This is a genomic window from Rhodobacter sp. 24-YEA-8 (assembly GCF_900105075.1).
Classification (GTDB): Bacteria; Pseudomonadota; Alphaproteobacteria; order Rhodobacterales; family Rhodobacteraceae; genus Pseudogemmobacter.
The window spans coordinates 32,137-55,057 of the sequence record NZ_FNSK01000001.1 but is presented as its reverse complement, the minus strand read 5'-3'; the positions used below and the strand labels follow the sequence as shown (position 1 = coordinate 55,057).

General features: G+C 63.4%; 24 protein-coding genes. 6 read left to right on the top strand and 18 right to left on the bottom strand.

The features are described 5' to 3' along the window. Together BLW25_RS00300 and BLW25_RS00295 are read right to left on the bottom strand one after the other, a co-directional pair. Window positions 1-1,278: a biopolymer transporter ExbB gene (locus BLW25_RS00300; RefSeq protein WP_092895315.1), complete on the bottom strand. Its 1,278-nt coding sequence runs from the start codon at window positions 1,276-1,278 to the stop codon at window positions 1-3. Between the two features lie 150 nt (window positions 1,279-1,428). Further along, the gene (locus tag BLW25_RS00295) at window positions 1,429-1,986 is read right to left on the bottom strand and encodes a gamma-glutamylcyclotransferase (protein ID WP_092895313.1); all 558 of its coding nucleotides are present in this window, start codon (window positions 1,984-1,986) and stop codon (window positions 1,429-1,431) included. 64 nt (window positions 1,987-2,050) lie between these two features. Between BLW25_RS00295 and BLW25_RS00290 the strand changes: the two genes are divergently transcribed. Next, entirely contained in the window at window positions 2,051-3,082 is a 1,032-nt protein-coding gene (locus BLW25_RS00290; RefSeq protein WP_092895311.1) for a DUF2125 domain-containing protein, read from the top strand. A gap of 46 nt (window positions 3,083-3,128) precedes the next feature. On the opposite strand, the gene BLW25_RS00285 is transcribed toward BLW25_RS00290, so the two are convergent. From BLW25_RS00285 to BLW25_RS00255, 7 genes are all read right to left on the bottom strand, one after another. Further along, window positions 3,129-4,394, bottom strand: a complete 1,266-nt coding sequence (locus tag BLW25_RS00285) for an extensin-like domain-containing protein (protein WP_253188122.1) — start codon at window positions 4,392-4,394, stop codon at window positions 3,129-3,131. Window positions 4,395-4,443: 49 nt separating this feature from the next. After that, window positions 4,444-5,469, bottom strand: a complete 1,026-nt coding sequence (locus tag BLW25_RS00280) for a prephenate/arogenate dehydrogenase family protein (RefSeq protein WP_092895309.1) — start codon at window positions 5,467-5,469, stop codon at window positions 4,444-4,446. Next, a complete protein-coding gene (gene hisC, locus BLW25_RS00275; RefSeq protein ID WP_092895307.1) occupies window positions 5,466-6,551 on the bottom strand; it encodes a histidinol-phosphate transaminase in 1,086 nt (361 codons plus the stop codon). The genes BLW25_RS00280 and hisC overlap by 4 nt, the downstream gene beginning before the upstream one ends. A gap of 64 nt (window positions 6,552-6,615) precedes the next feature. Next, window positions 6,616-7,146: a TIGR00645 family protein gene (locus BLW25_RS00270; RefSeq protein WP_092895305.1), complete on the bottom strand. Its 531-nt coding sequence runs from the start codon at window positions 7,144-7,146 to the stop codon at window positions 6,616-6,618. A 221-nt stretch (window positions 7,147-7,367) separates the two neighbouring features. Then, window positions 7,368-7,988, bottom strand: coding sequence for a 30S ribosomal protein S4 (gene rpsD / locus BLW25_RS00265; RefSeq protein WP_092901189.1), 621 nt, complete (start codon window positions 7,986-7,988; stop codon window positions 7,368-7,370). 268 nt (window positions 7,989-8,256) lie between these two features. After that, a complete protein-coding gene (locus tag BLW25_RS00260; protein WP_253188120.1) occupies window positions 8,257-9,285 on the bottom strand; it encodes a Hint domain-containing protein in 1,029 nt (342 codons plus the stop codon). A gap of 274 nt (window positions 9,286-9,559) precedes the next feature. Then, a complete protein-coding gene (locus tag BLW25_RS00255) occupies window positions 9,560-10,117 on the bottom strand; it encodes a YqgE/AlgH family protein (protein ID WP_092895301.1) in 558 nt (185 codons plus the stop codon). Window positions 10,118-10,333: 216 nt separating this feature from the next. On the opposite strand from BLW25_RS00255, the gene BLW25_RS00250 reads away from it, so the two are divergent. The 3 genes from BLW25_RS00250 (at window position 10,334) to BLW25_RS00240 (ending at window position 13,591) form a co-directional block, all read left to right on the top strand. After that, window positions 10,334-11,164 (top strand): protein-disulfide reductase DsbD domain-containing protein, encoded by an 831-nt coding sequence (locus tag BLW25_RS00250; RefSeq protein WP_092895299.1) that lies wholly within the window; start codon window positions 10,334-10,336, stop codon window positions 11,162-11,164. An 83-nt stretch (window positions 11,165-11,247) separates the two neighbouring features. Beyond that, entirely contained in the window at window positions 11,248-11,790 is a 543-nt protein-coding gene (locus BLW25_RS00245) for a DUF3859 domain-containing protein (protein WP_171909435.1), read from the top strand. A 127-nt stretch (window positions 11,791-11,917) separates the two neighbouring features. Continuing rightward, window positions 11,918-13,591 (top strand): acyl-CoA dehydrogenase family protein, encoded by a 1,674-nt coding sequence (locus BLW25_RS00240; protein ID WP_092895295.1) that lies wholly within the window; start codon window positions 11,918-11,920, stop codon window positions 13,589-13,591. Window positions 13,592-14,105: 514 nt separating this feature from the next. Here the strand turns inward: BLW25_RS00240 and BLW25_RS00235 are convergent. Beyond that, the gene (locus BLW25_RS00235; protein ID WP_092895293.1) at window positions 14,106-14,441 is read right to left on the bottom strand and encodes a DUF1491 family protein; all 336 of its coding nucleotides are present in this window, start codon (window positions 14,439-14,441) and stop codon (window positions 14,106-14,108) included. An 88-nt stretch (window positions 14,442-14,529) separates the two neighbouring features. Here BLW25_RS00235 and BLW25_RS00230 point away from each other — a divergent pair, with 88 nt between their 5' ends. After that, on the top strand, window positions 14,530-14,724 hold the full coding sequence (locus tag BLW25_RS00230; RefSeq protein ID WP_092895291.1) for a hypothetical protein: 195 nt from the start codon (window positions 14,530-14,532) through the stop codon (window positions 14,722-14,724). A 5-nt stretch (window positions 14,725-14,729) separates the two neighbouring features. On the opposite strand, the gene era is transcribed toward BLW25_RS00230, so the two are convergent. The 8 genes from era to folK all read right to left on the bottom strand — a co-directional run bounded on the left by era (window position 14,730) and on the right by folK (window position 22,146). Continuing rightward, complete coding sequence (era, locus tag BLW25_RS00225; protein WP_092895289.1) at window positions 14,730-15,677, bottom strand: GTPase Era; 948 nt, start codon at window positions 15,675-15,677, stop codon at window positions 14,730-14,732. Then, the gene (gene rnc, locus BLW25_RS00220) at window positions 15,670-16,359 is read right to left on the bottom strand and encodes a ribonuclease III (RefSeq protein ID WP_092895287.1); all 690 of its coding nucleotides are present in this window, start codon (window positions 16,357-16,359) and stop codon (window positions 15,670-15,672) included. The genes era and rnc overlap by 8 nt, the downstream gene beginning before the upstream one ends. A 4-nt stretch (window positions 16,360-16,363) precedes the next feature. After that, window positions 16,364-17,173: a signal peptidase I gene (lepB, locus tag BLW25_RS00215; RefSeq protein WP_092895285.1), complete on the bottom strand. Its 810-nt coding sequence runs from the start codon at window positions 17,171-17,173 to the stop codon at window positions 16,364-16,366. Between the two features lie 208 nt (window positions 17,174-17,381). Further along, window positions 17,382-17,783 carry a holo-ACP synthase gene (acpS, locus tag BLW25_RS00210; RefSeq protein ID WP_092901186.1) on the bottom strand — a complete coding sequence of 134 codons (402 nt, stop codon included), beginning with the start codon at window positions 17,781-17,783 and terminating at the stop codon, window positions 17,382-17,384. A gap of 114 nt (window positions 17,784-17,897) precedes the next feature. Next, window positions 17,898-18,650: a pyridoxine 5'-phosphate synthase gene (locus BLW25_RS00205; RefSeq protein ID WP_092895283.1), complete on the bottom strand. Its 753-nt coding sequence runs from the start codon at window positions 18,648-18,650 to the stop codon at window positions 17,898-17,900. A gap of 152 nt (window positions 18,651-18,802) precedes the next feature. Further along, window positions 18,803-20,920: a RelA/SpoT family protein gene (locus BLW25_RS00200; protein ID WP_092901183.1), complete on the bottom strand. Its 2,118-nt coding sequence runs from the start codon at window positions 20,918-20,920 to the stop codon at window positions 18,803-18,805. 100 nt (window positions 20,921-21,020) lie between these two features. Further along, window positions 21,021-21,374 (bottom strand): DNA-directed RNA polymerase subunit omega, encoded by a 354-nt coding sequence (gene rpoZ, locus BLW25_RS00195; RefSeq protein WP_092895281.1) that lies wholly within the window; start codon window positions 21,372-21,374, stop codon window positions 21,021-21,023. Between the two features lie 175 nt (window positions 21,375-21,549). Beyond that, on the bottom strand, window positions 21,550-22,146 hold the full coding sequence (gene folK / locus BLW25_RS00190; protein WP_092895279.1) for a 2-amino-4-hydroxy-6-hydroxymethyldihydropteridine diphosphokinase: 597 nt from the start codon (window positions 22,144-22,146) through the stop codon (window positions 21,550-21,552). Window positions 22,147-22,271: 125 nt separating this feature from the next. Here folK and BLW25_RS00185 point away from each other — a divergent pair, with 125 nt between their 5' ends. Continuing rightward, the gene (locus BLW25_RS00185) at window positions 22,272-22,847 is read left to right on the top strand and encodes a LabA-like NYN domain-containing protein (protein ID WP_092895277.1); all 576 of its coding nucleotides are present in this window, start codon (window positions 22,272-22,274) and stop codon (window positions 22,845-22,847) included. The last annotated feature ends 74 nt before the right edge of the window (window positions 22,848-22,921 follow it).

The following is a 22,921-nucleotide window of genomic DNA, read 5'->3' as shown; positions in this document are numbered from 1 at the left end:
TCAGCTCCGCGCGGGGGGCTGAGGCTGACGGGCAAGCTGCCGCACCGCCAGCGTCAGCTGCGCGAGATCATGGCGCAGATCGGCAAGGGTCTCCTGCCGACCGGCGCTGATTTCCTCGAGAACCCGCAGCATCTGCACATCGATCGAGCGCAGTCGCATCCGGCTTTCGGGATCCTCGCCGGCAGGGCCGGTCTTTGACAGCGCCGCCAGAAGCCGCTCCTGCCCCTCGGCCATCCGGCGCAGAAGGGCCAGCGTCTCTTCGTCCGGGACATGCCGGGTTCGTTCTGCGGCCCGTTCTGCGGCCCGTTGCGCAGCCTGACCTTCCGCTTGCTGAGCCGCCGCCTGCTGCGCCGCCGCAAGCTGTGCCACGGCCAAAGACAATCCCTCCAGCCGCTGCTGCAGCCCCGCCCGCGCCTGATCGGCCTGGATGTAATGCGCCTGCATTCCCTCCATCTGCGTGGCCAGCTGGTCGAGCACCATCACAGCTGCCGACTGATCGCCACCACCCGCATCGCCTTCTGCAAGACCGATCCGTGTGATCGAAGACAGCCATTCTTCCAGCTCGCGGTAAAATCGGTTCTGGCCATGGCCGGCGAAGAGTTCGAGAAGGCCGAGCACAAGCGAGCCACCAAGACCCAGCAGTGACGAGGAAAACGCGGTCCCCATGCCGCCCAGCTGGCCCTCAAGCCCCTGCATCAGTTTGCCGAAAATCGCGATGCCGCTTTCGCCTTCTTTGGGCGAAAGGCTGCGAATGGTTTCGACCACCGAAGGCACCGTGGTGGCCAGCCCCCAGAAGGTGCCGAGAAGCCCGAGGAACACCAGAAGGTTGATCAGATATCTGGTGATATCGCGCGCCTCGTCCACCCTTTGCGCAACAGAATCAAGGATCGACCGGCCGGAGCTGGATGAGATGGCAAGCCCCCGCCCGGTCCGTGATTTCAGAAGCGAGGCCAGTGGTGCCAGCAGCAACGGCGCCTGGGTCTCATCGACGCCAGGTGTCTCGCGGACAAAATTCTCGATCCAGCTGACCGATTGCGCAAGGATCCAGACCTGCCAGAAACAGGTGATCACCCCCAGGATGAAGACGAAAGCGATCATCCCGTTCAGCCAGGGATTGATCAGCATGATGTCTTCAAGACGTTTGTGCATGAACCAGACGCCCACTGCCACCAGGGCGCAGACGATCAACATGGTTACAATGGCGCGGATCGGCTGGCTGAAGGTCGTGCCGACCGCCTCGCGCGACCGGGAACCCGGCGTTGCCTCGGGTCTTTGCATGAAGAACTGCCTGCCAGGTTGACTGCTTTTGTCAACCTTAGCAGGTTGCGCCGCGCTGCCAAATGAAATCCTGATGTCAGCCAGCAAGTGTTAAGCGCCGGAGCCTCCGGTTGTAACATGAGACGCAGGGGGCAGCTCCCCTGCTCTGCCTCATCCCGCGATGCGGCGCACCCTGTCCGAGAGCCAGTCAAGTTCGGGATCCGCAATGCCCAGCTCGGCCAGATGCTGCGTCGTCGACCAGAGATAGTCGCGGTTCGGACCGCGCCCGCCATGGGCCTGGGCGATGATCCCGGCCTGCTCTTCCAGCCCGAGGGCGCCGGTATATTGCACGTGATGCCGGTCGACGACATAGGCCAGCGCCCTGATCCCGCCCGCGGCAGTCTCCAGCTGTACCGAGACCTCGATATAGGCGGAGGAAACCAGCTCGCGCTCGCGCAAAGCGGCAAGCGTCGTGGCTTCCTCGCCCGGCTCGACGCGGAAGGCGAGGCCGTCGCAATGGCCCGCCGCATCCGCATCCAGGGCCAGCACGAGGCCCGGGTTCTCCTCGCTGCCGCGATGATGGATCGACCACATACAGAAACTGCGGCGCCAGCCACGCGCACGGGCCAGCCGACGTTCGGCCACCGGGAATTCCGGGTTCCAGATCAGCGAGCCATAGCCAAAGATCCAGAGCGGGTCGGCGGTGAGGACGGGGTCGGCTTCGGGCAAGGCTGGCTCTCCTGTGTCTCAACCTGTAAACACTGAAACGGGCTGTCAGGAAAAGGGGCAAGCAATGCGCTGGCTGATCGGAATTGGTGCGGTATTCCTTACACTCTGGTGCGGCTGGTGGTTTGCCGGGCGCTATGTGATCCTCAGTCAGACCGAACAGCTGATCGCGGATCAGCGCGCTTCGGGGGCAATGCTGGATCTGCCGGGCTTTGGCCTGACCGGGTTCCCAAGCCGCTTTGACCTTTCAACTGAGAGCATCGCTTACAGCGATCCTTCGGGCATGATCCGCTATCAGGGCGGCGCGGCCTATGCCTATGCGATGACCTGGAAGCCCTGGCATCTGGTTTTCTGGCTGCCCGACAGCCAGGTGATCACCCTGGGAGATCAGGTGTTTCAGCTCGACGGCAGCAAACTTCATGCCAGCCTGCGCGCGGCGCCTGCGCTGGATCTGCCGCTGGCGCTGGCGGCATTCTCGGCCGAAACGCTGAATGTGACCCGGAATTCGGGCCTGTCGCTGGGTTTTGGCCCTTCGAGCCTGCGGATCGAGGCCGCAGACGCGCCGAACAGCTATCATCTCGGGGCGACCCTGACGGCGATCCGGCCGGATCCGGCATTCCTTGCCACGCTGGCGGCGGTCGAGCTGCCCCAGGCACCTGAAAGCGCACTGCCCGCCCAGATCGACCGGTTCCACTTCAACACCATCGTCACCCTGACGGCGCCGCTCGACCGGCATGCCGGTGCGACAAATCCGCAGGTTGTGTCGGTCGGGATCACCGATATCTCGCTGACCTGGGGCGAGCTGCAGCTGGTGACTTCAGGCAATATCGCGCCCGACAGCGAGGGTTTTGCTGCCGGGACCGTCACGCTGACAGTCCGGGGATGGGAACAGCTGCCGCGCCTGTTGGTTGCGGCAGGCGTGATCGCGCCGAATATGGCCGGGTATCTGTCCAGCATGTTGCGAGGCATGGCCCAGCAGAATGCGGAAACCCAGGAAGTCAGGATGGATCTGGTGCTGAAAGACGGGCTGATGAATTTCGGGCCGCTGCCGCTGGGTCCGGCGCCGAAACTTGGCGCCCTGCCTGCACCGCAGGGCTGAGGACCGGTCCCGCCTGAGAATTGGGACGCCTGAAATTGCGGGCGCCTCAGCGGCAATAGGCGCCGTTGCGATGGCTGGCGGTATCGAAATGCATATGGTCTTCGTGATAGCCGTCCGAGCCTGGGCCAAGCGTGGTGCCAAAGATGCCGCAGGCGCCCCTATGGGCCTTGCGCATCGTCTGATCAAACCCGCCCAGCACCCGCAGCACTTTGCCTGAAGCAAGCCGCAGGCCCGAGATATCCACCGCCTTGCCACGCCCGTGTTCAGAGACTTTGGCCCCTTTTTTGTTGTTCCGGGGGCGGCAGACATAGTGGCCGGCGATCTGCAATTCGGTGATCTGATTGCCATAGGCCGGTTGTGCGACACGCTCGACCCAGGTGTTCAGCGCTTTGGCTGTGCCACAGTCGACGGTCACCGCCATCGAAAGCCGGACGCCTGAAACCGAGGTGACCCGCACCCCGTCCGGCAGGCCGCAGCCCTGAACTTTCGAGGTGATCGGCGCGATTTTCTCGCCCTTGATCGCGGCGACGCCGCAAACCGAGCCTTTGACGGAGACCGGCTCTTTCGATTTCTTCTTGCCCCTGCCGGTGTCTTTCTCGGGCACCACCTTTGGCACGGTGGCCGATACGGGGATTGCCGCCGAAGCCAGGCCGATGATTTTGGCCGGCCGCTGCTTTGGCCGCTGCGAGGTCATTAGCCCTGCCGCATTCGCCTCTGTCACCGGGGGGGGCGCAGCAGTTTCAGGGGCTGGGGCGGATTTCGTCTGTGCCAGCTTTTCCACCGCCTTCGGGCGGGCTTTGGGACGCGGGCCGGGGGCCGGCGGAGCCGCCGCAGGTGCGACCACCGCAGCCGTCTCGGGAACAGGTGACGGCGCTGCTTTTGCCGCCGGGGCGACGCTCGCCGGGCCTGGACTTGCAGCCGATTGCGGCAGCGGCATCGACGCCGGCAGCATCTCTCCGATCGAGGGCAGATGCGGCGCGGCTTCGGCCATGACAGGCCCGGTGACTGGTCCAGTGTCCGGGCCTGTAACAGGCATAGCCACTTTGTTGGAGGAACTGAGCCGGATCACATCCAGCCGGGGATTGGCCGGCGGCGCCGGAACCACCGGCTTTGCCGCCGCCACAGCGGGCGCAGGCAGGCCCGGACCAATCAGCGCGGTGACAGGGGCGGATATCGTCGCGGGACCCGAAGGAGTGGAGGCTGCAAGCACAGGATTGGCCAGCGGGCGCGGCGAGCGCTTCATCGGCTCGGCAAGGGCCGGAGTCATCGCCAGCGGGAAAAGCAGCAAAAGGGCCGCAAACCTGGGCTTCATCATCGTCTCCCCTCCGAACGGAACCGTCCCTGCCCCCGCAAGATGGCGGTCAGGCTCCGGCCCTGTCCGGCGCGTCACTCTCCACCGGGCCAGACTCGGTCAGACCGGCATCCGCCGAACCGGCCTCATCGCCCTTATGGCGCGCGGCCCGTCCAAAATCCGGAGCCGAAGTATCCTGACCTGCCTCGATGATGCCACGCCGGATTTCACGGGTGCGGGAGAAATAGGCATGAAGCTGCTCACCCTCGCCCATGCGGATCTGGCGCTGAAGCATGAACAGCTCTTCGGTGAAACGCCCGAGGATATCGAGCACCGCTTCCTTATTGGTCAGGAAGACATCGCGCCACATGGTCGGGTCCGAGGCCGCAATGCGGGTAAAGTCACGGAAACCGGAGGCGGAATATTTGATCACCTCTTCCTGGGTGACACGGCTGAGATGGTCCGCGACCCCCACCATGGTGAAGGCGATCAGATGCGGCGTATGCGAGACGACGGCCAGAACCAGATCATGGCGCTTCGGCTCCATCTCATCGACATTGGCGCCGATGGCTTCGAGCAGCGCCCGCAACCGGGCCAGCGGGCCGGGCGCCTGGCCTTCCAGCGGCGTCAGCAGCCACCAGCGGTTTTCAAACAGCGTCGCGAAACCGGATCGCGGCCCGGAATATTCGGTTCCCGCCAGCGGATGGCCGGGGATGAAATGCACGCCCGCAGGGATATGCGGCGCAACCGCCTCAATCACCGCCTCTTTGACCGAGCCGACATCGGTAACCACCGCGCCCGGTTTCAGATGCGGCGCGATCTCGGCCGCGATCTCGCCCATCACTCCCACCGGGACCGCAAGCACCACCAGATCGGCCCCCGCGACAGCCTCGGCCGCGCTGTCCGTCACCCGGTCGCAAAACAGCTCCAGCGCGATGGCACGGGTTTCTGCGGAACGGGCATAGCCGGTGATCTCGTCGCAAAGCCCTTTGGCCCGCAGCGCATGCGCCATGGAAGAGGCGATCAGCCCCAGCCCGATTAAGGCAATGCGCGGAAAAGCGGCGCGCGAAGACCTGCCCGGCGCGCCTGCACTCATTTCTGCGCCTTGAACTGGTTCACCGCATGGGCCACCCGGCGGCAGCTGGCCTCATCGCCAACGGTGATGCGCAGGCAATTGGGCAGTTTATAGCCCGAGACGCGGCGTACGATCAGGCCTTCCTTTTGCAGCCAGGCATCACAGGCCTCGGCCTCATCGGCGCTGGCGAATCGCGCAAGGATGAAATTCGCGGCAGAAACATCGGAGGGCACGCCCGCCTCGGCCAGGGCACCGGCAAGCCAGGTCCGCATCCGGGCATTTTCGCTGCGCGATTTCGCAACCCAGTCCTGATCGCGGACAGCGGCCTCGGCCGCCTCAAGCTGCGCGGTCGAAAGGTTGAAGGGCTGACGGATACGGTTCAGTACATCGATGATATGTTTCGGCCCATAGCCCCAGCCGACCCGCAACCCGCCAAGGCCGTAGATCTTCGAGAAGGTGCGGGTCATCACCACATTCGAGCGCGCTTCGATCAGCGCGCGGCCACCGTCGAATTCCTCGACATATTCGGCATAGGCACCGTCAAGCACCAGGATCGCCCTTGCCGGAAGACCGGCTGCCAGCCGCGCGACCTCGGCCGGTGCGATCATCGTGCCGGTGGGATTGTTCGGATTTGCGATGAAAACCAGCTTGGTGCGCGGCCCGCATTCCCGCAGGATCGCATCCACATCGGTCATACGCTCGCGTTCCGGCACTTCGACCGGGGTCGCCCCGGCCGCAAGCGCGCAGATGCGGTACATGAGGAAACCATGTTCGGTAAAGATCACCTCATCGCGCGGGCCGGCATAGGCCTGGACCAGCAGATTGATGATCTCATCCGACCCCGCGCCGCAGATGACCCGGCCGGCATCAATGCCATGGACTTCGGCAATCGCGGTCCGCAGCGCCGCATGATCGGTCGAGGGATAGCGGTTCAGCGTATGGACCGCCCGCTGGAATGCATCTTTGGCCCGGTCGGGCGCGCCGAAGGGATTCTCGTTCGACGAGAGCTTCACGGCATTTGCCACACCCGCAACCGAAGCCTTACCGCCCTCGTAAAGGGCGATATCTAGGATTCCCGGTTGCGGAATGATCGCTTCGGACATCTGTCCCTCCTGCTGTCGTCCGGGTTCTAGCCTCAGGCCGGACGCAAAGCCAGAGGCGAGATGCTTATTTCCGGCTGGAATAGGATTTGGCCTGGAACCAGTCCATCAGCGCCATGAGCACACCCGAGACCACGAAAGTCACATGGATGACGACCATCCAGTAAAGATCGGTCGGATTGAGCGGTTTGGCATCGCCGATTTCCATGAAACGCTTGAGCAGCGAGATCCCCGAAATCGCGACGATCGAGGCGATCAGCTTCATCTTGAGGCCGCCGAAATCGACCTTGCCCATCCAGCCGGGCCGGTCCTCGCTGTCGACATCCAGACGCGAGACGAAATTCTCATAGCCGGAGAACATCACGATCAGCACCAGATTGGCGGCGAGGGTGAGGTCGATCAGGGTCAGCGCGACGAGGATGACGTCTTCTGAGTTCATCGTCATCAGTTTGGGGAAATAATAGACGATGTCGCGGCCGAAGATGAAGACCAGCATGATCAGGCTGACCACCAGGCCGAGATACATCGGCGCCATCAGCCACCGGCTGCCGAAAAGCGTCTTCTCGAAGGCCTTCTCGATGGGATTCGGGGCGGTCATTGGGCGGAAACTCCTGTTTGCATCCGGGTTTCTTAGCGGGGCTTTGCGTAAAGAGAAGCACAAAGAAACCGGCTGAGCGAACTGTCGCAAGCGCCCGGGGCGGGCGCCGCCCCCGCCCGCCGATCCGGCGGCTGCCGCATCCGGGCAAAGACCGGAGGCCGGGCAAAAAATAAAGGCCGCACAGAAGCGCGGCCTTTCCGAAATCTTCGATCCTTGTGGGATCAGTTTTTCGCGTAATATTCGACGACCAGGTTCGGCTCCATGACGACCGGATAGGGCACGTCCGACAGGCTGGGGGTGCGGACCAGTTTCGCGGTCAGCTTCTGATTGTCGACCTCGATGTAATCCGGAACGTCACGCTCGCTCAGAGCGATGGCTTCGGCAATGATCGCGAGCTGGCGCGATTTTTCACGCACCGAGACCACATCGCCTTCACGCAGGCGGTAGGACGCGATGTTCACTGCCTTGCCGTTCACCAGCACATGGCCGTGGTTCACGAACTGACGTGCCGCGAAGATGGTCGGCACGAATTTCGCGCGGTAGACCAGCGCGTCGAGGCGACGCTCGAGCAGGCCAACGAGGTTCTCACCGGTATCGCCGGTGACGCGCTCGGCTTCACCATAGATGCGGCGGAATTGCTTTTCGGTCAGGTCGCCATAGTAGCCTTTCAGCTTCTGCTTGGCGCGCAGCTGGGTGCCGAAGTCCGACAGCTTGCCCTTGCGGCGCTGGCCGTGCTGGCCGGGGCCGTATTCACGCTTGTTGAGCGGCGACTTGGCGCGGCCCCAGATATTCTCGCCCATACGGCGGTCGATTTTATGCTTGGCAGCGGTCCGTTTGGTCACGCTGATCTCCTTCGATTTTCGCCCGTTGCCGGGCCAGGGAAGGGCGTTGTCCTTTCCCCCTTTTCCTTGCGGATGCCTTGCGGCGGGGGGCGACAGGGTCTTTCTTGCGAAAGCCACCAACACCAATGAAAAGCCCCGGGCGTTAACCCGGGAGCGTGGCGGGCTTATACATCCCGTGAGGGGGGAGTCAAGGGCACGGCTTGCGCATTTTCTGCCCGCCGTCTTTCAACTCTGTCTTTCGGCCTCGCATCTCGCAGAGGCTTGTCTCTCAGCCGCGCGCCTCATGAAAAAACAGCGCGGCTTCGGCTGGCGTCAGACCGCGGCGGGCAAACCCGCCATAGCTCATCGGATCCTCTGCGACCCCCGGCAACAGTGCACAAAGGCTGCGATAATCATTGCGGTCAAGCCCCGCCGGTTCAGCCTCACCGGGATGGAAACTGTCAGCGCCCAGACCATTGGCAAAGACGACCTCATGCCGGCCAAGCAAAATATGGTGGTAAGTCACCTCGCGCAACGCGAGATCTGCGCGAATACGGTGATCGTCGACCAGGTCATGGGCTCTGACCAGCACCTCATCGCAATTAAACAGCGCCTGCGCCACGCGGCCCTGCATCAGGATCCGGTGCGACGGAGAGACCAGCAGATCGCCATCAGGCCGGCCTTCGCCAAAGCCCCCGTCTCCAAGCGCGCCATCGCAGATCCGGATCGGTCGCAGATGCGGCATGGCATGTAACCGTGCGCCCGACATATGGCGCTGCCCGGTCCAGATCACCTCTTGCGCGCCATTGTCGCGGGTGATCACCAGATCGCCGGGACGCAGGGTCTCAACCGCGACCTGGCCCGAGGGCGTCAGGATACGCGTGCCGCCCGTAAAACAGATCACGCCCCCCCTTGCACGTGAGGTTTCCAGTGAAACCCGGCTGCGCACCAGCCAGAGGTCACGATCCTTCGGCGGCATCGCACCCGCAAAGGCAAGCAGCCAGCCTGCCGGATCGGCCGGCGACAGATCGCCCTGACCTTGCACCACGGTGGCCGTCCAGCACCTTACGCCATCGGTAACGACGAAGCACTGCCCCGCAAGGCTGGGCGCGTCTGACGCCTCGGCCCCATGCAGGGCGGCGCGCAGCGCCCGGACCGGTCCGGGCACTGACGGCATTCCCGTGAGCCGCCCGATCATGCGGGAGGCACGCTGCCTGATATCTGCCATCCCCAGGGCGTTTTCCAAAAGCAGGATGTCGCGCGGCGCGTCCACACGCATCGCCTCACCCGACCAGCGCCATGAGACCCCGGCCGTCATCAGCGCCGGCAAGGCCGGTTGATCGCCATCTGCTTCTGTCTGTGCCCAAGAAATGACGAACGTAGCCCGTGAGCCCGTTGCCATACCTGTCTGCCTGCTCGTTCTTTTGTTTTATGGCAACAGGATAGCAGTGCGCGAATCGTCACGCTACAGAAATCTGACGGTCAGTTTTGGGCAGAAAGGCCGCAGCTGATCCGGTCAGGTGCGCGGCCCCCGCAGCCGGATTCCGATGCGCCCGCGTTCACCTGTGGCAGGGGTTCCTGCCCGGCCATAGTCACGCACGGCCCGCAACCGGCGAGAGTGTCAGCGGATCGATTCCGTTCATCCGCATCGCCCGCCCCCATTTGCCGCCATCGACCGGGTCGAAGATCAGCTCTGGCCCGGCATCGGCAATGAGCCAGTCATTCCTCAGGATCTCGCTTTCCAGCTGCCCCGCGCCCCAGCCCGCATAACCAAGCGCCAGCAGCGCCTGCTCCGGCCCGGAACCGCGCGCCAGCGCCTCGAGAATATCGAGCGACACCGACAGCCGCAGGCCGCCCGGCAGCTCCATCACCGGGGTCTCGCCGCCCTGCCAGTCGGGCGAATGCAGCACGAAACCGCGCCCGCGCTCGACCGGCCCGCCCTGACGGACCGAGATGGGCCGGGCCGAAGCCGTAGGCGCAATGCCCAGATGTTTCAGCAGGTTGTTGAAATCCAGATCCGCCGAGGGCTTGTTGATGATCAGCCCCATCGCGCTTTCCGGCCCATGGGCGCAGATCAGCACGACCGACTGAGCAAAGCCGGGATCCTGCATCCCCGGCATGGCGATCAGAACCTTGCCTGCAAGTTCCATGGCACACCTCCGGTCTTAAGGATGGGGTGCAAAGCGCTGCCGCTCAAGGGAAAGCACGGGTCAGGGCTGTAAATTCCGCAGGAGCGGGGCTGAGGCGGTCGGATCAAGCCGCACTTGTGGCATCCCGGTCGCCGACTGCGGCGCTTTGGCCACAGACACAGGCTCGTCGCCAGGTTGTGATTTCACACCGCCCGGCCGCAGCCTATTTTGGGCGCCATGACCAGGAAACTCTCATTCGCGCTTGCCGCCGCCTGCCTTGTCGCCCTGCCCTTTGCGGCCATGCCTTTTGCGGCTCTGGCGCGCGATACATCGCAGGACCAGGTTCTGAAGGCCTCGGTTCTTGATGGCTGGACCACGGCCCAGGGCACCCGCATGGCGGCGCTGCGGCTTGATCTCGCGCCTGGATGGAAGACCTATTGGCGCAGCCCCGGCTCGGCCGGCATCCCGCCGCAATTCGACTGGTCCGGGTCAGAGAATCTGAAATCGGTTCGCATCCACTGGCCCGCGCCAAGCGTGTTCCATACCAACGGGATGCAATCCATTGGTTATAAAGAACAGCTGGTTCTGCCGGTCGAGCTTATTCCAAAAGATCCTACCCGCCCGATCCGGCTTGAGGTGTCCCTTGATATGGGCATCTGCCGCGACATCTGCCTGCCGGCTGAAGTCGAGCTGAATGCCGGGCTGATGATGCCCGGCAAGCGCGACCCGCTGATCGACGCGGCGCTGGCGCAACAGCCTAAGACCGGCAAAGAGGCCGGGCTCTCCTCCATCACCTGTGCGGTGGAGCCGATCTCGGACGGTCTGCGCCTGACCGCCACAATCGCCGTGCCCGTGCAGGGCAAAGCCGAGACCGTCGCCATCGAGACCGCGGACCAGACGATCTGGGTGTCGCAGGCGGTCAGCTCGCGCCAGGGCAAGGTGTTGACGGCCGTGGCCGATCTTGTGCCGACCACGGGTCAGCCTTTCGCACTCGACCGCTCGGGCGTCACCGTCACCGTCATCTCCGACAGCGGCGCGGTCGAGCTGCGCGGCTGCCCCGGCGGCTAGAGGCCGGTCATTTCCGACATGCCAGGCCTGCGCCGCAGTGACAGGGCTTGCACCGGTTCTGTATGCGAGGTTCCTTTGCCAACATGATCCGTTTTCCGCGCCTCTCCGCCCTTTTGTTTTCCGCGCTGCTCGTCCTCCCGTCGGGGCTGCGGGCCGAGACCATTGCCGCGCCGCAGCTGTCAGACAGGGTTGCAGCGGTGGAATGGGGCATTTTCTGCGCTCTGAAAGCGATGGACCGCGCCCCTGCCCCCGACACGATTGCCGGCTGGCTGCATGTGCCGCGCGACCGGATCGAATTTCACTGGCCGGACGAAAATATCGTCCCCGCAAGCATCGGCCTTGCCTTCGGCATCCGCGTAATCGCTGCCCCGGGCGAGGTGACCGCCAATGCCGAGGCCCGGATCTATCGCCCCGGCCGAGCAAAGCCCGAGACCTGGGTCACCTCGATCACCGATTCGGGCGAGGTGAACAGCTTCTTCCGCTTTGATGAAGAGGACGAGCTGATCCCGGGCATCTGGGCTTTCGAAGCCTGGGATCAGGGCACGCGGCTTTACCGCGTCGAATTCGAGGTCGCCCCCGCCGAGGCGCGCCCGGATATCGCGAATGCCTGTGGTGCAACCTCGTGACATATTTCACCACGACACTTTAGAACCCACTACAGCATCATAGCGAAATGATATTGCGCTGCGACTGCGAAGGCGCTAGGGATTCGGGCGCAACCGGACCTCATCTCAGCCAGTATCGGAGCCAGTCATGCCCCATGATGGTCAGCCCGCCACCCAGACCTCTGCCGCGATCCTGCTTCCCGATCTGAAGGCACTGACCGCCGCGAGCCTGCCCGGGCTTGACCGGCTTTTCAGCGACGCGCGCGAGGCCCTGCGGGCAAAGGTCAGCACCGGCGGCAAGATCAGCGCATCCGCACTCGAGACCCATCAATATGCCGCGCATGCGCTGTCCTGGCTGGCCACCTATGTCGAGGCGCTGCGCCAGCTGGATGCCTGGGCCGGGCGGCTGAGCGACCAGGGCCGGTTTGGCGAGATCGAGGCCCTGATCCTGCAGATCGGGTTTGGCGAATACCTCGCGCAGATCCGGGGCGGCATCCCGATGAGCCAGACCGAGATCGCGCGGCTCTCGGATTTGGGCCTGGACTATGAGCCGGGGGCCGAGGCGCTGATGCTCGCCGCTGAGGGCAATAGCCCGGCGGCGCGGGCGCGGCTGGTCACGCTGATGCGCGAAGACAAGGCGCGGGCGACCTTTGGTGCCTCGGGTCTTGATGACGAACTCGAGATGATCCGCGACCAGTTCCGCCGCTATGCCGATGAAAAGGTGATCCCGCGCGCCCATGACTGGCACCTGAAGGACGAGCTGATCCCGATGGAGGTGATCGCGGAACTGGCCGAAATGGGCGTGTTCGGCTTGACGATCCCTGAGGAATTCGGCGGCTTCGGCCTGTCGAAAGCCTCGATGGTGGTGGTCTCAGAAGAACTGTCGCGCGGCTATATCGGGGTCGGATCGCTGGGAACACGGTCTGAAATCGCGGCAGAGCTGATCCTTTGCGGCGGCACGCCGGACCAGAAAGCACAATGGCTGCCGAAACTGGCCAGCGGAGAGATCCTGCCGACCGCCGTGTTCACCGAACCGAATACCGGCTCGGATCTGGGATCCTTGCGCACCCGCTCCGTCCGGACGGACGAAGGCTGGGAGATCACCGGCAACAAGACCTGGATCACCCATGCCGCGCGCACCCATGTGATGACGCTGCTGGCGCGCACCGACCCCGACACCACCGACTGGCGCGGGCTGTCGATGTTTCTGGCCGAGAAGACGCCGGGCACCGATGAGGCCCCTTTCCCGACGCCCGGCATGACGGGCGGCGAGATCGAGGTGCTCGGCTATCGCGGCATGAAGGAATATGAGCTGGGCTTTGACGGGTTCAAAGTGAAGGCGGAAAACCTGCTGGGTGGCCAGCCCGGCCAGGGCTTCAAACAGCTGATGCAGACTTTTGAATCGGCGCGGATCCAGACCGGGGCGCGCGCGATCGGCGTGGCGCAATCGGCGCTGGAGACCGGGCTGCAATATGCCGAAGACCGTAAGCAATTCGGAAAATCTCTGGTTGAATTTCCGCGTGTTGGCGGCAAGCTCGCCATGATGGCGGTCGAGGTGATGATCGCGCGGCAGCTGACCTATTTCGCGGCCTGGCAAAAGGATCACGACAAGCGCTGTGACCTTGAGGCAGGGATGGCGAAGCTTCTGGGCGCGCGTGTGGCCTGGTCGGCGGCGGATAACGCGCTGCAGATCCATGGCGGCAATGGCTTTGCGCTGGAATACCGCATCTCGCGGATCCTGTGTGACGCGCGGATCCTGAACATCTTTGAAGGGGCTGCCGAGATCCAGGCCCAGGTCATCGCGCGGCGCCTTCTGGACTAGAAACTTCTGGGGCCAGTGTCCGGGTGCGGTCTTCTGCCGGGCCTGTATATGCGGCAGTTTTCAGAAGGGGCGGGCCGTGATTGTGATCGGCGAAGCAGGTCCATATCTGCGTCCCGAGCCGGATTGCCCGCAGCCGCTGTCTGGCTTTTCCGATCCGGATCCACTCGATCCTTTGCCCATGGAGGCGGCGGCTTCCCGCACCTCTTCGCCCTGTAATTCTGTCACTTTGTCATCATGGCGCATCTGGCGCGCGCTGTTTTATGGGCCAGGGTGATCGCGATCAGCAAGCGCGGTTCTCCTTCCAGGCGTGTAGTCTGGCACCTGCCTTGCCTCATTCCCACCTGTGGCGAGGCACAGAGCACGGCCTTGCTCACCCCACCATCGCCGAAGCGACAGGGATCTTCGCCACCGCTTCGCCCTGAATCCGTCTATGCAATTGCATATGTCCATCATGGCCTCCTCACCGCAAAATCAGCGAAGAGCGCGGCCACGAGGCATGGGACTATTCAGAGAGTCAGTCGCCGGCAAGGCCTGGCTCATCCAGCAATGTCCGCCCGGCGCGGTCCTCGATCTCGATGATCCAGAGGTCGGGGTCGCGGGCGCGGGCGCGGGTCAGCGCCGCATCGACATCACGTTCAGGACCGCTGGCATAAGTGATCCATTGGCGCCCGCCGCTCATCAGATCGGTGCGGCGCTCAAAGGCCTGCGCCTCTCCGTCCAGCGTGGCGAGTTTCACCATCACCGCCCCCGCCGTCGCATCCCCTTTGGCCGTCACATAGGCCGGGATATCCGCAAGATTAAGCCGGCGCAGATAGGCCTGGACCCAGAATTCGGCGGTGAGCCTGGTCATTTCGCGGGCCTTTCACAAACCCCTGCTGGCAGGATGCCTCTCCTGCCCTATATCCCTGTTAACAGGCCAGGCGGAGGGAGGCGAGACAATGAAATACCGCGCACCGGGAGGGGCCGTGTTCGCCCTGATCACCGCAGCTATCGCCGCATTCGCCATGAAACGCGATCCAAAGGGGCTGGGGCAGGACCGGCTTCTCGACAGGTCATCGAAGGCCATCGGCATCGGTGGCGTGATCTGGCTGGCCTGGTCGGCACTGAAACGCGGGTTCAGACGCGGCGCCTGAGACCCTCAGGCGTCACCGTCTTTGAACTCAAGCCCCATTTCGGAATAGCGCTCGGCCTCTTCCTGCCAGTTCGGTCGGACCTTGACCTGCAGGAACAGATGCACTTCGCGGTCGAGGAATTCCTTGATTTCGGCACGCGCCGCCTGACCGATTGCTTTGATCGTCTCGCCGCGATTGCCGAGCACGATGCCCTTATGGCCATCGCGCGCCACGTAGACGATCTGGTCGATCCGGGTGGAGCCGTCCTTGCGGTCCTCCCATTTCTCGGTCTCGACGGTCAGCTGATAGGGGAGCTCCTCATGCAGCCGCAGCGTCAGCTTTTCGCGCGTCATCTCGGCGGCGATCATCCGCAAGGGCAGATCGGCCAGCTGATCTTCGGGGTAGAACCAGGCGCCTTCGGGCAGCTCTGCGGCCAGCCATTCGCGCAGATCCTGCACCCCATAGCCCTTTTCGGCCGAGATCATGAAGGTCTTCGCGAAAGGAAAGGCCCCGTTCATTTCTTCGGCGAGACCGAGGAGGCGTTCTGCCTTCACCTTGTCGATCTTGTTGATCGCCAGCGCCACGGGGCGGTCCTTCGGAAGCTCGCCAGCCAGCCGTTCGATAATGGCCTTTGCGCCCTCGGTCAGCCCGCGATGTGCCTCGATCAGCAGAACCACGACATCGGCATCCGCCGCGCCGCCCCAGGCGGCTTTCACCATGGCGCGGTCCAGCCGGCGCCGCGGACGGAAAAGGCCGGGCGTGTCGACAAAGACGATCTGGGTCTGGCCTTCCATGCAGACGCCGCGAATGCGGGTGCGCGTGGTCTGGACCTTATGCGTCACGATGGAGACCTTCGCGCCAACCATACGGTTGAGCAGCGTCGATTTGCCGGCATTAGGCTCGCCGATCAGCGCGACAAAGCCGGCACGGGTGCCATCGGATTGGGGTTCGGTCACAGCCGGTATCTCAGTCATTTCCGGCCTCCAGCCGTTTCAGCAGCGCTGCTGCCGCAATTTGTTCCGCCGCGCGTTTCGAGCCGGCTTTCGCCACCTCTCCCGCACCATTGTCCAGCAAAACGCTGACCGTGAACAGCGGCTGATGATCAGGGCCAGAGCGGCCGGTCTCGGTATATTTCGGCGGCGCCATGCCGCGCGCCTGGGCCCATTCCTGCAGCGCCGATTTCGGATCGCGCGCATCGGGTTCAACCGCGCCGACACGACCGCCCCAGAGCCGGAGCACGAGATCACGCGCCGCGTCGAACCCCGCATCCAGATAGACGGCGGCGATCAGCGCCTCGGTGGCATCGCCCAGCAAAGCCTCTTTGCGGCGCCCGCCCGAAAGCATCTCGGACCGGCCCAGCCGCAGCACATCGCCAAGCCCGATCTCGCGCGCGACCTCGGCGCAGGTTTCCTTGCGCACAAGTGCATTGAAACGCGGCGCAAGCTGGCCTTCGCTGGCGGCCTTATCGGCCGCAAGCAGCGCCTCGGACATCACAAGGCCAAGCACCCGGTCACCCAGGAATTCCAGCCGCTGATTGTCTGGCCGCGTCGGCGTGGCAATCGAGGGATGCGTCACCGCCCGCACCAGCAGCTCGCCACGCGCAAATTCATGCCCGATGCGGGTCTGAAAAGCCCTGAGATCGGCAGACAGCCGCATGGGCTCAGTTGATCCCGAGGAAGAAGCGGTCGGCCCGCCAGGTCCAGAAATACCACAGGCTGGCGCCGGCAGAAGAGAAGACGATGCGATCCGCGCGGCCGATCAGATACTCTGCGGGCACCATGCCGATACCGCCCTGCAGGCCGGGCTGGAAGCGCGAATCCTGGCTGTTGTCGCGGTTATCGCCCATGAAGAAATAATGCCCGTCGGGAACGGTGTAGACATTGGTGTTATCAGGCAGCCCTGCCGTATCCTTGATATTGAGCACCGGATAGGACCGGGTCGCATCCCCATCGCCGGTCGGCAATGTCTCGATCGAGCGCGATTTTTCGCAGATGCCATTAAGGCCGACCGCGCCATTCTCGCATTGCGGGTAATTCTTCATCGGGCCCTGGGGGCCATAGATTTCGGTAAAGATCCCGTCCGGCACCTGCGGCACTTCGGTGCCGTTGAGCAGGACGCGGCCATCCTTCATCTGGACACGGTCGCCCGGCAGACCGATCAGACGCTTGATATAATCATCGCCGGTATAGGGGTTGCGGAACACGACCACATCGCCACGCAACGGATCAGAGCCGAGAATGCGGCCTTCAAAAGGGCAAAGACCGAAGGGGCAGGAATATTTGGAATAGCCGTAAGCCATTTTGTTGACGAAGAGGAAGTCACCCACGAGGAGCGAGCTCTTCATCGATTCCGACGGGATCCAGAAGGGCTGGAAGAACAGCGTCCGGAACAGCCCTGCGATCACCAATGCCCAGAAGACGGTTTTGATCGTCTCGACGATGCCGCCGCTCTCGCCCTTTGCCTTCGCCATCTTCACTAGCCTTCCGCGCTGTACCGGGCCGCTTCTTGCGCCGGGGGGGCGGACCTGTCAAGCCGCGCCCGGTTTTGCCGGGGTCAATTGCAGGTGTAGACGGTGGAAACGGGGCCTGTGCGCCCGGCCTGCGCCTTGGGCGCGGCTATTTGGATCAGGAGGTAGACCTCTGTACCGTCCTCTGGATTTAGCTTTGCGCCATGGCCACTCAGCGCAGCGGCCGCGCCTCTATCACGACAAAGGCCTGCGCCCAGGGATGATCATCGGTCAGTGTGACATGGATCAGCGCCTCATGGCCCGGCGGCGTCATCTGCGCGAGCCGTTCTGCCGCCCAGCCGGTCACCGCCATCACCGGCTGCCCGGTGGCAAGATTCGAGACCGCCATGTCTTTCCAGGAGATCCCCATCCTCAGCCCGGTGCCGAGCGCCTTGGAACAGGCCTCTTTCGCGGCCCAGCGTTTGGCATAGGTGGCCACGGTTTCGCGCCGCGCTTCGGCTTTTTGCTGTTCCCCGGTGGTAAAGACCCGGTTGCGAAAGCGGTCGCCATGGCGTTCCAGCACCTGGCCGATGCGCTCGATATTGGCGAGGTCTGTGCCGATGCCAAGGATCATCATTGTCTCATTTCAGCATTACTTTGACGTCGCGGGTTTCGGGCGCCCTACGGCGAGATGGGCGATATGCAGCGGATAGCCGTTCCGGCAAGGCAAGCGCCCCGGCCCGTTCTGTCACCACTGACATGCGGCATCGATGCGGCGTCGCATTTCCTCGATCGCGGGGCCGAGCCCGATATAGACCGCCTCGCCGATCAGGAAATGGCCGATATGCACCTCGCGCAATTCGGGGATCGCGGCAACGGGGTCGATATTCTCATAGGTCAGGCCATGGGCCGCATGGGCCTCGAGCCCGAGCCCCGTCGCAAGCACTGCCGCCGCGTGCAGCGCGCAGATCTCGCGATCTGCCTCGTCCTGGCGCCCCTCGGCATGGGCGATGGAATAGGCGCCGGTATGGAACACGACGATCTGAGCCCCACTGCGCGCGGCGGCCTCGATCTCTGCACGCGCATGGCCGATCAGAAGTGCCGGCCGGGTTCCGGCCCCGCGTAAGGTGCTTATGGCAGCGCGCAGCCCCGGCTCGTCGGCCAGAATATCGAGACAGATATCGGCCCGGCTCCCATCCGGCGCCTCGGCAACAAGGCAGCAGGAGGCGGGCCGCAAGCGCGTCAGCAGCCCGAGCATCGCGGGCGTCGGCGCGGCATTCAGATGCAGCGGGATACCAAGCCCGGCGGCCAGCGCTTCGATATCGCCCTCCGAGAGATCGCGGCGATCCGCGCGCAACCGCGCCGAGATGCCATCCGCGCCGGAAGCTTCGGCGAGCAGCGCGGCCCTCAGGGGATCGGGCCAGTCATTGCCGCGCGCATTGCGCAGCACCGCCACCTGATCGACACTGATGCTGAGCCTCAGCCTGTCGCGCGCTGCCATTACCCCTCCTGAACCCCGCCGTGAATTCGCGCCCCGTCCGCCTGTGGTCTGATGCCCTGGCCCCGGGCCAGCAGCGCCGGCCCAAAGGCCCGGCTGGCAATCCGCGGGAGGTTAAGAACTTTTTCGCCCGCCTGCAATGCGGCGAGATGGAGTCAGGGTTTACGCGACAGATCGCGGTGGCGCGAGATCTGCGCCACATCGGTATCGGCCTCGAGCGCGGTCATCACCATATGGAGATGTTCGACATCCCGCAGATCGACCTCGGCCAGCAGGCGGAAGAAATCCGGCTTGCGGTCGGTGAATTTCAGATCCGAGATATTGGCCCGCTGTTCGCCGATCAGGGTGCAGACCCGACCCAGTATACCCGCATCGTTGGAAATCGTCAGCTCCAGCGTCACCGAATGGATCGGCGCGTGGCGGCCGGTCATCCATTGCAGATCGACCCAGCGTTCGGTCTGGCTTTCGAATTCCTCCAGCGCCGGGCAGTCGATGGCATGGGCAACAACCCCCTTGCCGCGATAGGTGATGCCGACGATCCGCTCGCCCGGCAGCGGCTGGCAGCAGGGTGCGCGGCGGAAGGCCTGGTCATCTTCCAGCCCGACCACAGGGCGCTGGCTGTCGACCTGCGGCTCGCGGGTGGTCACGAGTTCAGGATAGAGCACTTCGACAAGGCGGCGCGCGGTGATTTCGGCCGATCCCACACGCGACAACAGCTCGCTGTCATCGGGATAGCCCAGCAGCTTTGCCGCCGTGCGGATCGCCTTTTCGCTGGCCTTCTTGCCAACATGTTCGAATGCCGCCCGCGCCAGCTCCTGGCCGAGTTTGACAAAGCGGCCACGGTCTTCTTCGCGCAAGGACCGCCGGATCGCCGCCTTGGCGCGGCCCGTGGTCACGATATCCACCCAGGTCGGTTGCGGGCGCTGGCCCTCGGCGGTGATGATCTCGACCGATTGCCCGTTTTTCAGCCGGGTCCAGAGCGGGACGCGGATGCCATCGACCTTGGCCGAAACGGTGGAATTGCCGATCCTGGTATGGATCGCATAGGCGTAATCGAGCGGCGTCGCCCCGCGCGGCAGCTGGATCACATCGCCCTTGGGTGTGAAGCAGAAGACCTGATCGGAATACATCTCGAGCTTGACGTTTTCGAGGAATTCGTCGTGGTCTTCCTCGTCCAGACGCTCGGTCATCTGGCTGATCCAGCTCGCGGGATCGACGGCAAAGGGGTTCCGGCCCAGCACGCCCTCACGGTAGGACCAATGCGCGGCAACGCCGGATTCAGCGACCTCATGCATCTCGCGGGTGCGGATCTGCACTTCGACCTTAGAGGCCGCGCGCCCCGAGACCGTGGTATGGATCGAGCGGTAGCCGTTGGATTTCGGCTGGCTGATGTAATCCTTGAACCGCCCCGGCACCGCGCGCCAGCGCTGATGGATCACGCCAAGGATGCGGTAGCAATCCGTGACCGAGCCGCAGATCACCCGGAAGCCATAAATGTCCGAGAGTTGCGAGAAGGCGAGATCCTTCTCCTGCATCTTGCGCCAGATCGAATAGGGCTTTTTGGCGCGCCCGTAGACCATGGCCTCAAGACCCTCGCGGTCAAGCTCGGTCCGGATATCGGCGGTGATCTTATGGACCACATCACCGGTTTTCTTCTGCAAGGTCACATAGCGGCGGATGATCGAATTGCGCGCATCGGGGTTGATGACGCGGAAAGAAAGATCCTCCAGCTCTTCGCGCATCCATTGCATGCCCATGCGGCCCGCCAGCGGCGCGAAGATTTCCATGGTCTCGCGGGCTTTTTGCACCTGCTTTTCCGGCTTCATCGACTTGATCGTGCGCATATTGTGCAGACGGTCGGCGAGCTTGACCAGGATCACCCGCAGATCCTTGGACATGGCCATAAAGAGCTTGCGGAAATTCTCGGCCTGTTTGCTTTCGGCAGAGGAAAGCTGAAGATTGGTCAGCTTGGTGACACCATCGACCAGTTCGGCAACATCGGGGCCGAACTGGTCGGCGATCTCGGTCCAGGTGGAGCGGGTGTCTTCGATCGTGTCATGCAACAGCGCGGTGACGATCGTGTCATCATCCAGCCGCATCTCGGTGAGAATGGCGGCGACGGCGACGGGATGGGTGAAATAGGGCTCGCCGGACTTGCGATATTGCCCCTCATGCATCCGGATGCCGTAAGCATAGGCGCGGCGGATCAGATCGGCATCAGAGCGCGGATTGTAGTTACGGACAAGGGCGATAAGGTCTTCTACGTCTATCATTACCGCCTCGCGCATCCGTCGCAGAAGGCCTGCGGGGCCGTGGCCCCGCCTGCTGCATCAGGACAGCTCAGGTTAGCTGCTCAGCCACCGCTTTTCAGACTCAGTTTTCGCCCTGGGCTTCCATGAGCGCGCGCAGCAGTTTTTCTTCCGACATATCGTCTTGCTGCGGACGGTCGATCTCGCCCGCCATCAGAAGCGCCATCTGGTCTTCTTCCGGCTCGTCAACCTCGATCTGGGTCTGGAACGATTCGATCATCCGCTCGCGCAGAACTTCGGCCGACTGGGTCTCGTCCGCGATCTCGCGCAGCGACACGACCGGGTTCTTGTCATTGTCGCGGTCAACAGTCAGCGGCGCGCCGGTGGCGATTTCACGCGCACGATGGGCCGCCAGCAGCACCAGCTCAAAGCGGTTCGGAACCTTGTCAACGCAATCTTCGACCGTCACACGGGCCATGGGTCAGTCACTCCAGGGTTCGGGCCCGGCATAACCCGGGCGCAGCACTGACCGTCTTCGGATGTTTGCCCACACAGGGACAGACACCTGAACGGGCCAGGCTCTCGGAAAAGGAACATTTAGGCGGATTTCGCCTTGCTGACAAGCGCTGTCAACAGGAAAACCCGATCACTTCTCACGTCACTGCGATCCGTTTCACCGCCTCCCGGTCTTCTTCCGGCAGGGCGGCCAGCATCTCGCGCACGGTCAGCCCCAGCAGAGGATGGCGCCAGTCGGGCAGGATCTCGGCCATGGGCACCAGAACAAAGGCACGATCCTGCATCCGCGGATGCGGCAGGATCAGCTGATCCGGCGCCCGCTGCGCCTGTTCGGCGGCAGAAAGATTGCGCCAGGCGTCCTGGGTTTCCGCGTCTGGAAGAACCGAATCACCCCAGGCAATCAAATCAAGATCCAGCGTCCTCCCCCCCCATCTCTCCTGCCGTTCCCGCCCGAATTTCGCCTCAATTCGGTGCAAAATCGTCAAAATCATGGCCGGACTGGCCTGCACATCCACGTGAGCCAAAATGATTGCATTGACATAATCAGGCCCCGCCCCCCGGGGGAAACAGGGGGTACTCCAGAAGCTGCTTGCCCCTGAAATCGTTAACGCATCCTCGCTGATTGCGGTCAGGGCAGACCGGAGTGTTTCCACCGGAAACATGTCTGCGAATGGCAGGTTTGCGCCGAGCGCGATAATAACAGGGGTTGCAGGTTTGTCGCCGATCAATTTCATACCGTATCGTTTACCAGTCGCATCACGTCTCGAAAACACTTTTCAGTCCGCGCCGGATCGATTGATTCATCGGGGTTGGCTGGCGGCGTTTTCGATACTGCTGTGATTGTTCGAGGGGAATGAGAATGTTTTATAAAGACGAACGGCTCGCGCTGTTCATCGATGGATCGAATCTTTACGCGGCTGCAAAGGCGCTTGGCTTCGACATCGACTACAAGCTTCTGCGCATGGAGTTCATGCGCCGGGGCAAGCTGCTGCGAGCATTTTACTACACGGCACTTCTGGAAAACGAGGAATACTCGCCCATACGTCCGCTGGTGGACTGGCTGCACTATAACGGCTTTACCATGCGGACCAAGCCGGCGCGGGAATATACCGACAGCCAGGGCCGCCGGAAGGTGAAGGGCAATATGGATATCGAACTGGCGGTCGACGCGATGGAACTCGCGGCGCGGCTGGATCATATCGTGCTCTTCTCGGGTGACGGGGATTTCCGGCCGCTGGTCGAAAGCCTCCAGCGCCAGGGCGTCCGCGTCTCGGTCGTTTCGACCATCCGCAGCCAGCCTCCGATGATCTCGGATGAGCTGCGCCGTCAGGCTGACAATTTCATCGAGCTTGACGAACTGCGCGATGTGATCGGCCGGCCGCCGCGCGAGCCGCGCCCCGCTGATGGTGAAGAGGTCAGTGTCGGCGCAAGCTGAACCGCCATTCTGATCTGACCCGCCTGCGGCCCTGCCCTGTTTTCCCGACCTGAGCCCTCGGGGAAAATACCAGG

Bases quoted from the DNA above. Each gene is read 5' to 3' on its own strand.
- BLW25_RS00300 (WP_092895315.1), bottom strand. From the start codon at position 1,278: ATGCAAAGACCCGAGGCAACGCCGGGTTCCCGGTCGCGCGAGGCGGTC.
- BLW25_RS00290 (WP_092895311.1), top strand. From the start codon at position 2,051: ATGCGCTGGCTGATCGGAATTGGTGCGGTATTCCTTACACTCTGGTGC.
- BLW25_RS00285 (WP_253188122.1), bottom strand. From the start codon at position 4,394: ATGAAGCCCAGGTTTGCGGCCCTTTTGCTGCTTTTCCCGCTGGCGATG.
- BLW25_RS00280 (WP_092895309.1), bottom strand. From the start codon at position 5,469: ATGAGTGCAGGCGCGCCGGGCAGGTCTTCGCGCGCCGCTTTTCCGCGC.
- hisC (WP_092895307.1), bottom strand. From the start codon at position 6,551: ATGTCCGAAGCGATCATTCCGCAACCGGGAATCCTAGATATCGCCCTT.
- BLW25_RS00270 (WP_092895305.1), bottom strand. From the start codon at position 7,146: ATGACCGCCCCGAATCCCATCGAGAAGGCCTTCGAGAAGACGCTTTTC.
- BLW25_RS00260 (WP_253188120.1), bottom strand. From the start codon at position 9,285: ATGACGGCCGGGGTCTCATGGCGCTGGTCGGGTGAGGCGATGCGTGTG.
- BLW25_RS00255 (WP_092895301.1), bottom strand. From the start codon at position 10,117: ATGGAACTTGCAGGCAAGGTTCTGATCGCCATGCCGGGGATGCAGGAT.
- BLW25_RS00250 (WP_092895299.1), top strand. From the start codon at position 10,334: ATGACCAGGAAACTCTCATTCGCGCTTGCCGCCGCCTGCCTTGTCGCC.
- BLW25_RS00245 (WP_171909435.1), top strand. From the start codon at position 11,248: ATGATCCGTTTTCCGCGCCTCTCCGCCCTTTTGTTTTCCGCGCTGCTC.
- BLW25_RS00240 (WP_092895295.1), top strand. From the start codon at position 11,918: ATGCCCCATGATGGTCAGCCCGCCACCCAGACCTCTGCCGCGATCCTG.
- BLW25_RS00235 (WP_092895293.1), bottom strand. From the start codon at position 14,441: ATGACCAGGCTCACCGCCGAATTCTGGGTCCAGGCCTATCTGCGCCGG.
- BLW25_RS00230 (WP_092895291.1), top strand. From the start codon at position 14,530: ATGAAATACCGCGCACCGGGAGGGGCCGTGTTCGCCCTGATCACCGCA.
- era (WP_092895289.1), bottom strand. From the start codon at position 15,677: ATGACTGAGATACCGGCTGTGACCGAACCCCAATCCGATGGCACCCGT.
- rnc (WP_092895287.1), bottom strand. From the start codon at position 16,359: ATGCGGCTGTCTGCCGATCTCAGGGCTTTTCAGACCCGCATCGGGCAT.
- lepB (WP_092895285.1), bottom strand. From the start codon at position 17,173: ATGGCGAAGGCAAAGGGCGAGAGCGGCGGCATCGTCGAGACGATCAAA.
- acpS (WP_092901186.1), bottom strand. From the start codon at position 17,783: ATGATCCTTGGCATCGGCACAGACCTCGCCAATATCGAGCGCATCGGC.
- BLW25_RS00205 (WP_092895283.1), bottom strand. From the start codon at position 18,650: ATGGCAGCGCGCGACAGGCTGAGGCTCAGCATCAGTGTCGATCAGGTG.
- BLW25_RS00200 (WP_092901183.1), bottom strand. From the start codon at position 20,920: ATGATAGACGTAGAAGACCTTATCGCCCTTGTCCGTAACTACAATCCG.
- rpoZ (WP_092895281.1), bottom strand. From the start codon at position 21,374: ATGGCCCGTGTGACGGTCGAAGATTGCGTTGACAAGGTTCCGAACCGC.
- folK (WP_092895279.1), bottom strand. From the start codon at position 22,146: ATGAAATTGATCGGCGACAAACCTGCAACCCCTGTTATTATCGCGCTC.
- BLW25_RS00185 (WP_092895277.1), top strand. From the start codon at position 22,272: ATGTTTTATAAAGACGAACGGCTCGCGCTGTTCATCGATGGATCGAAT.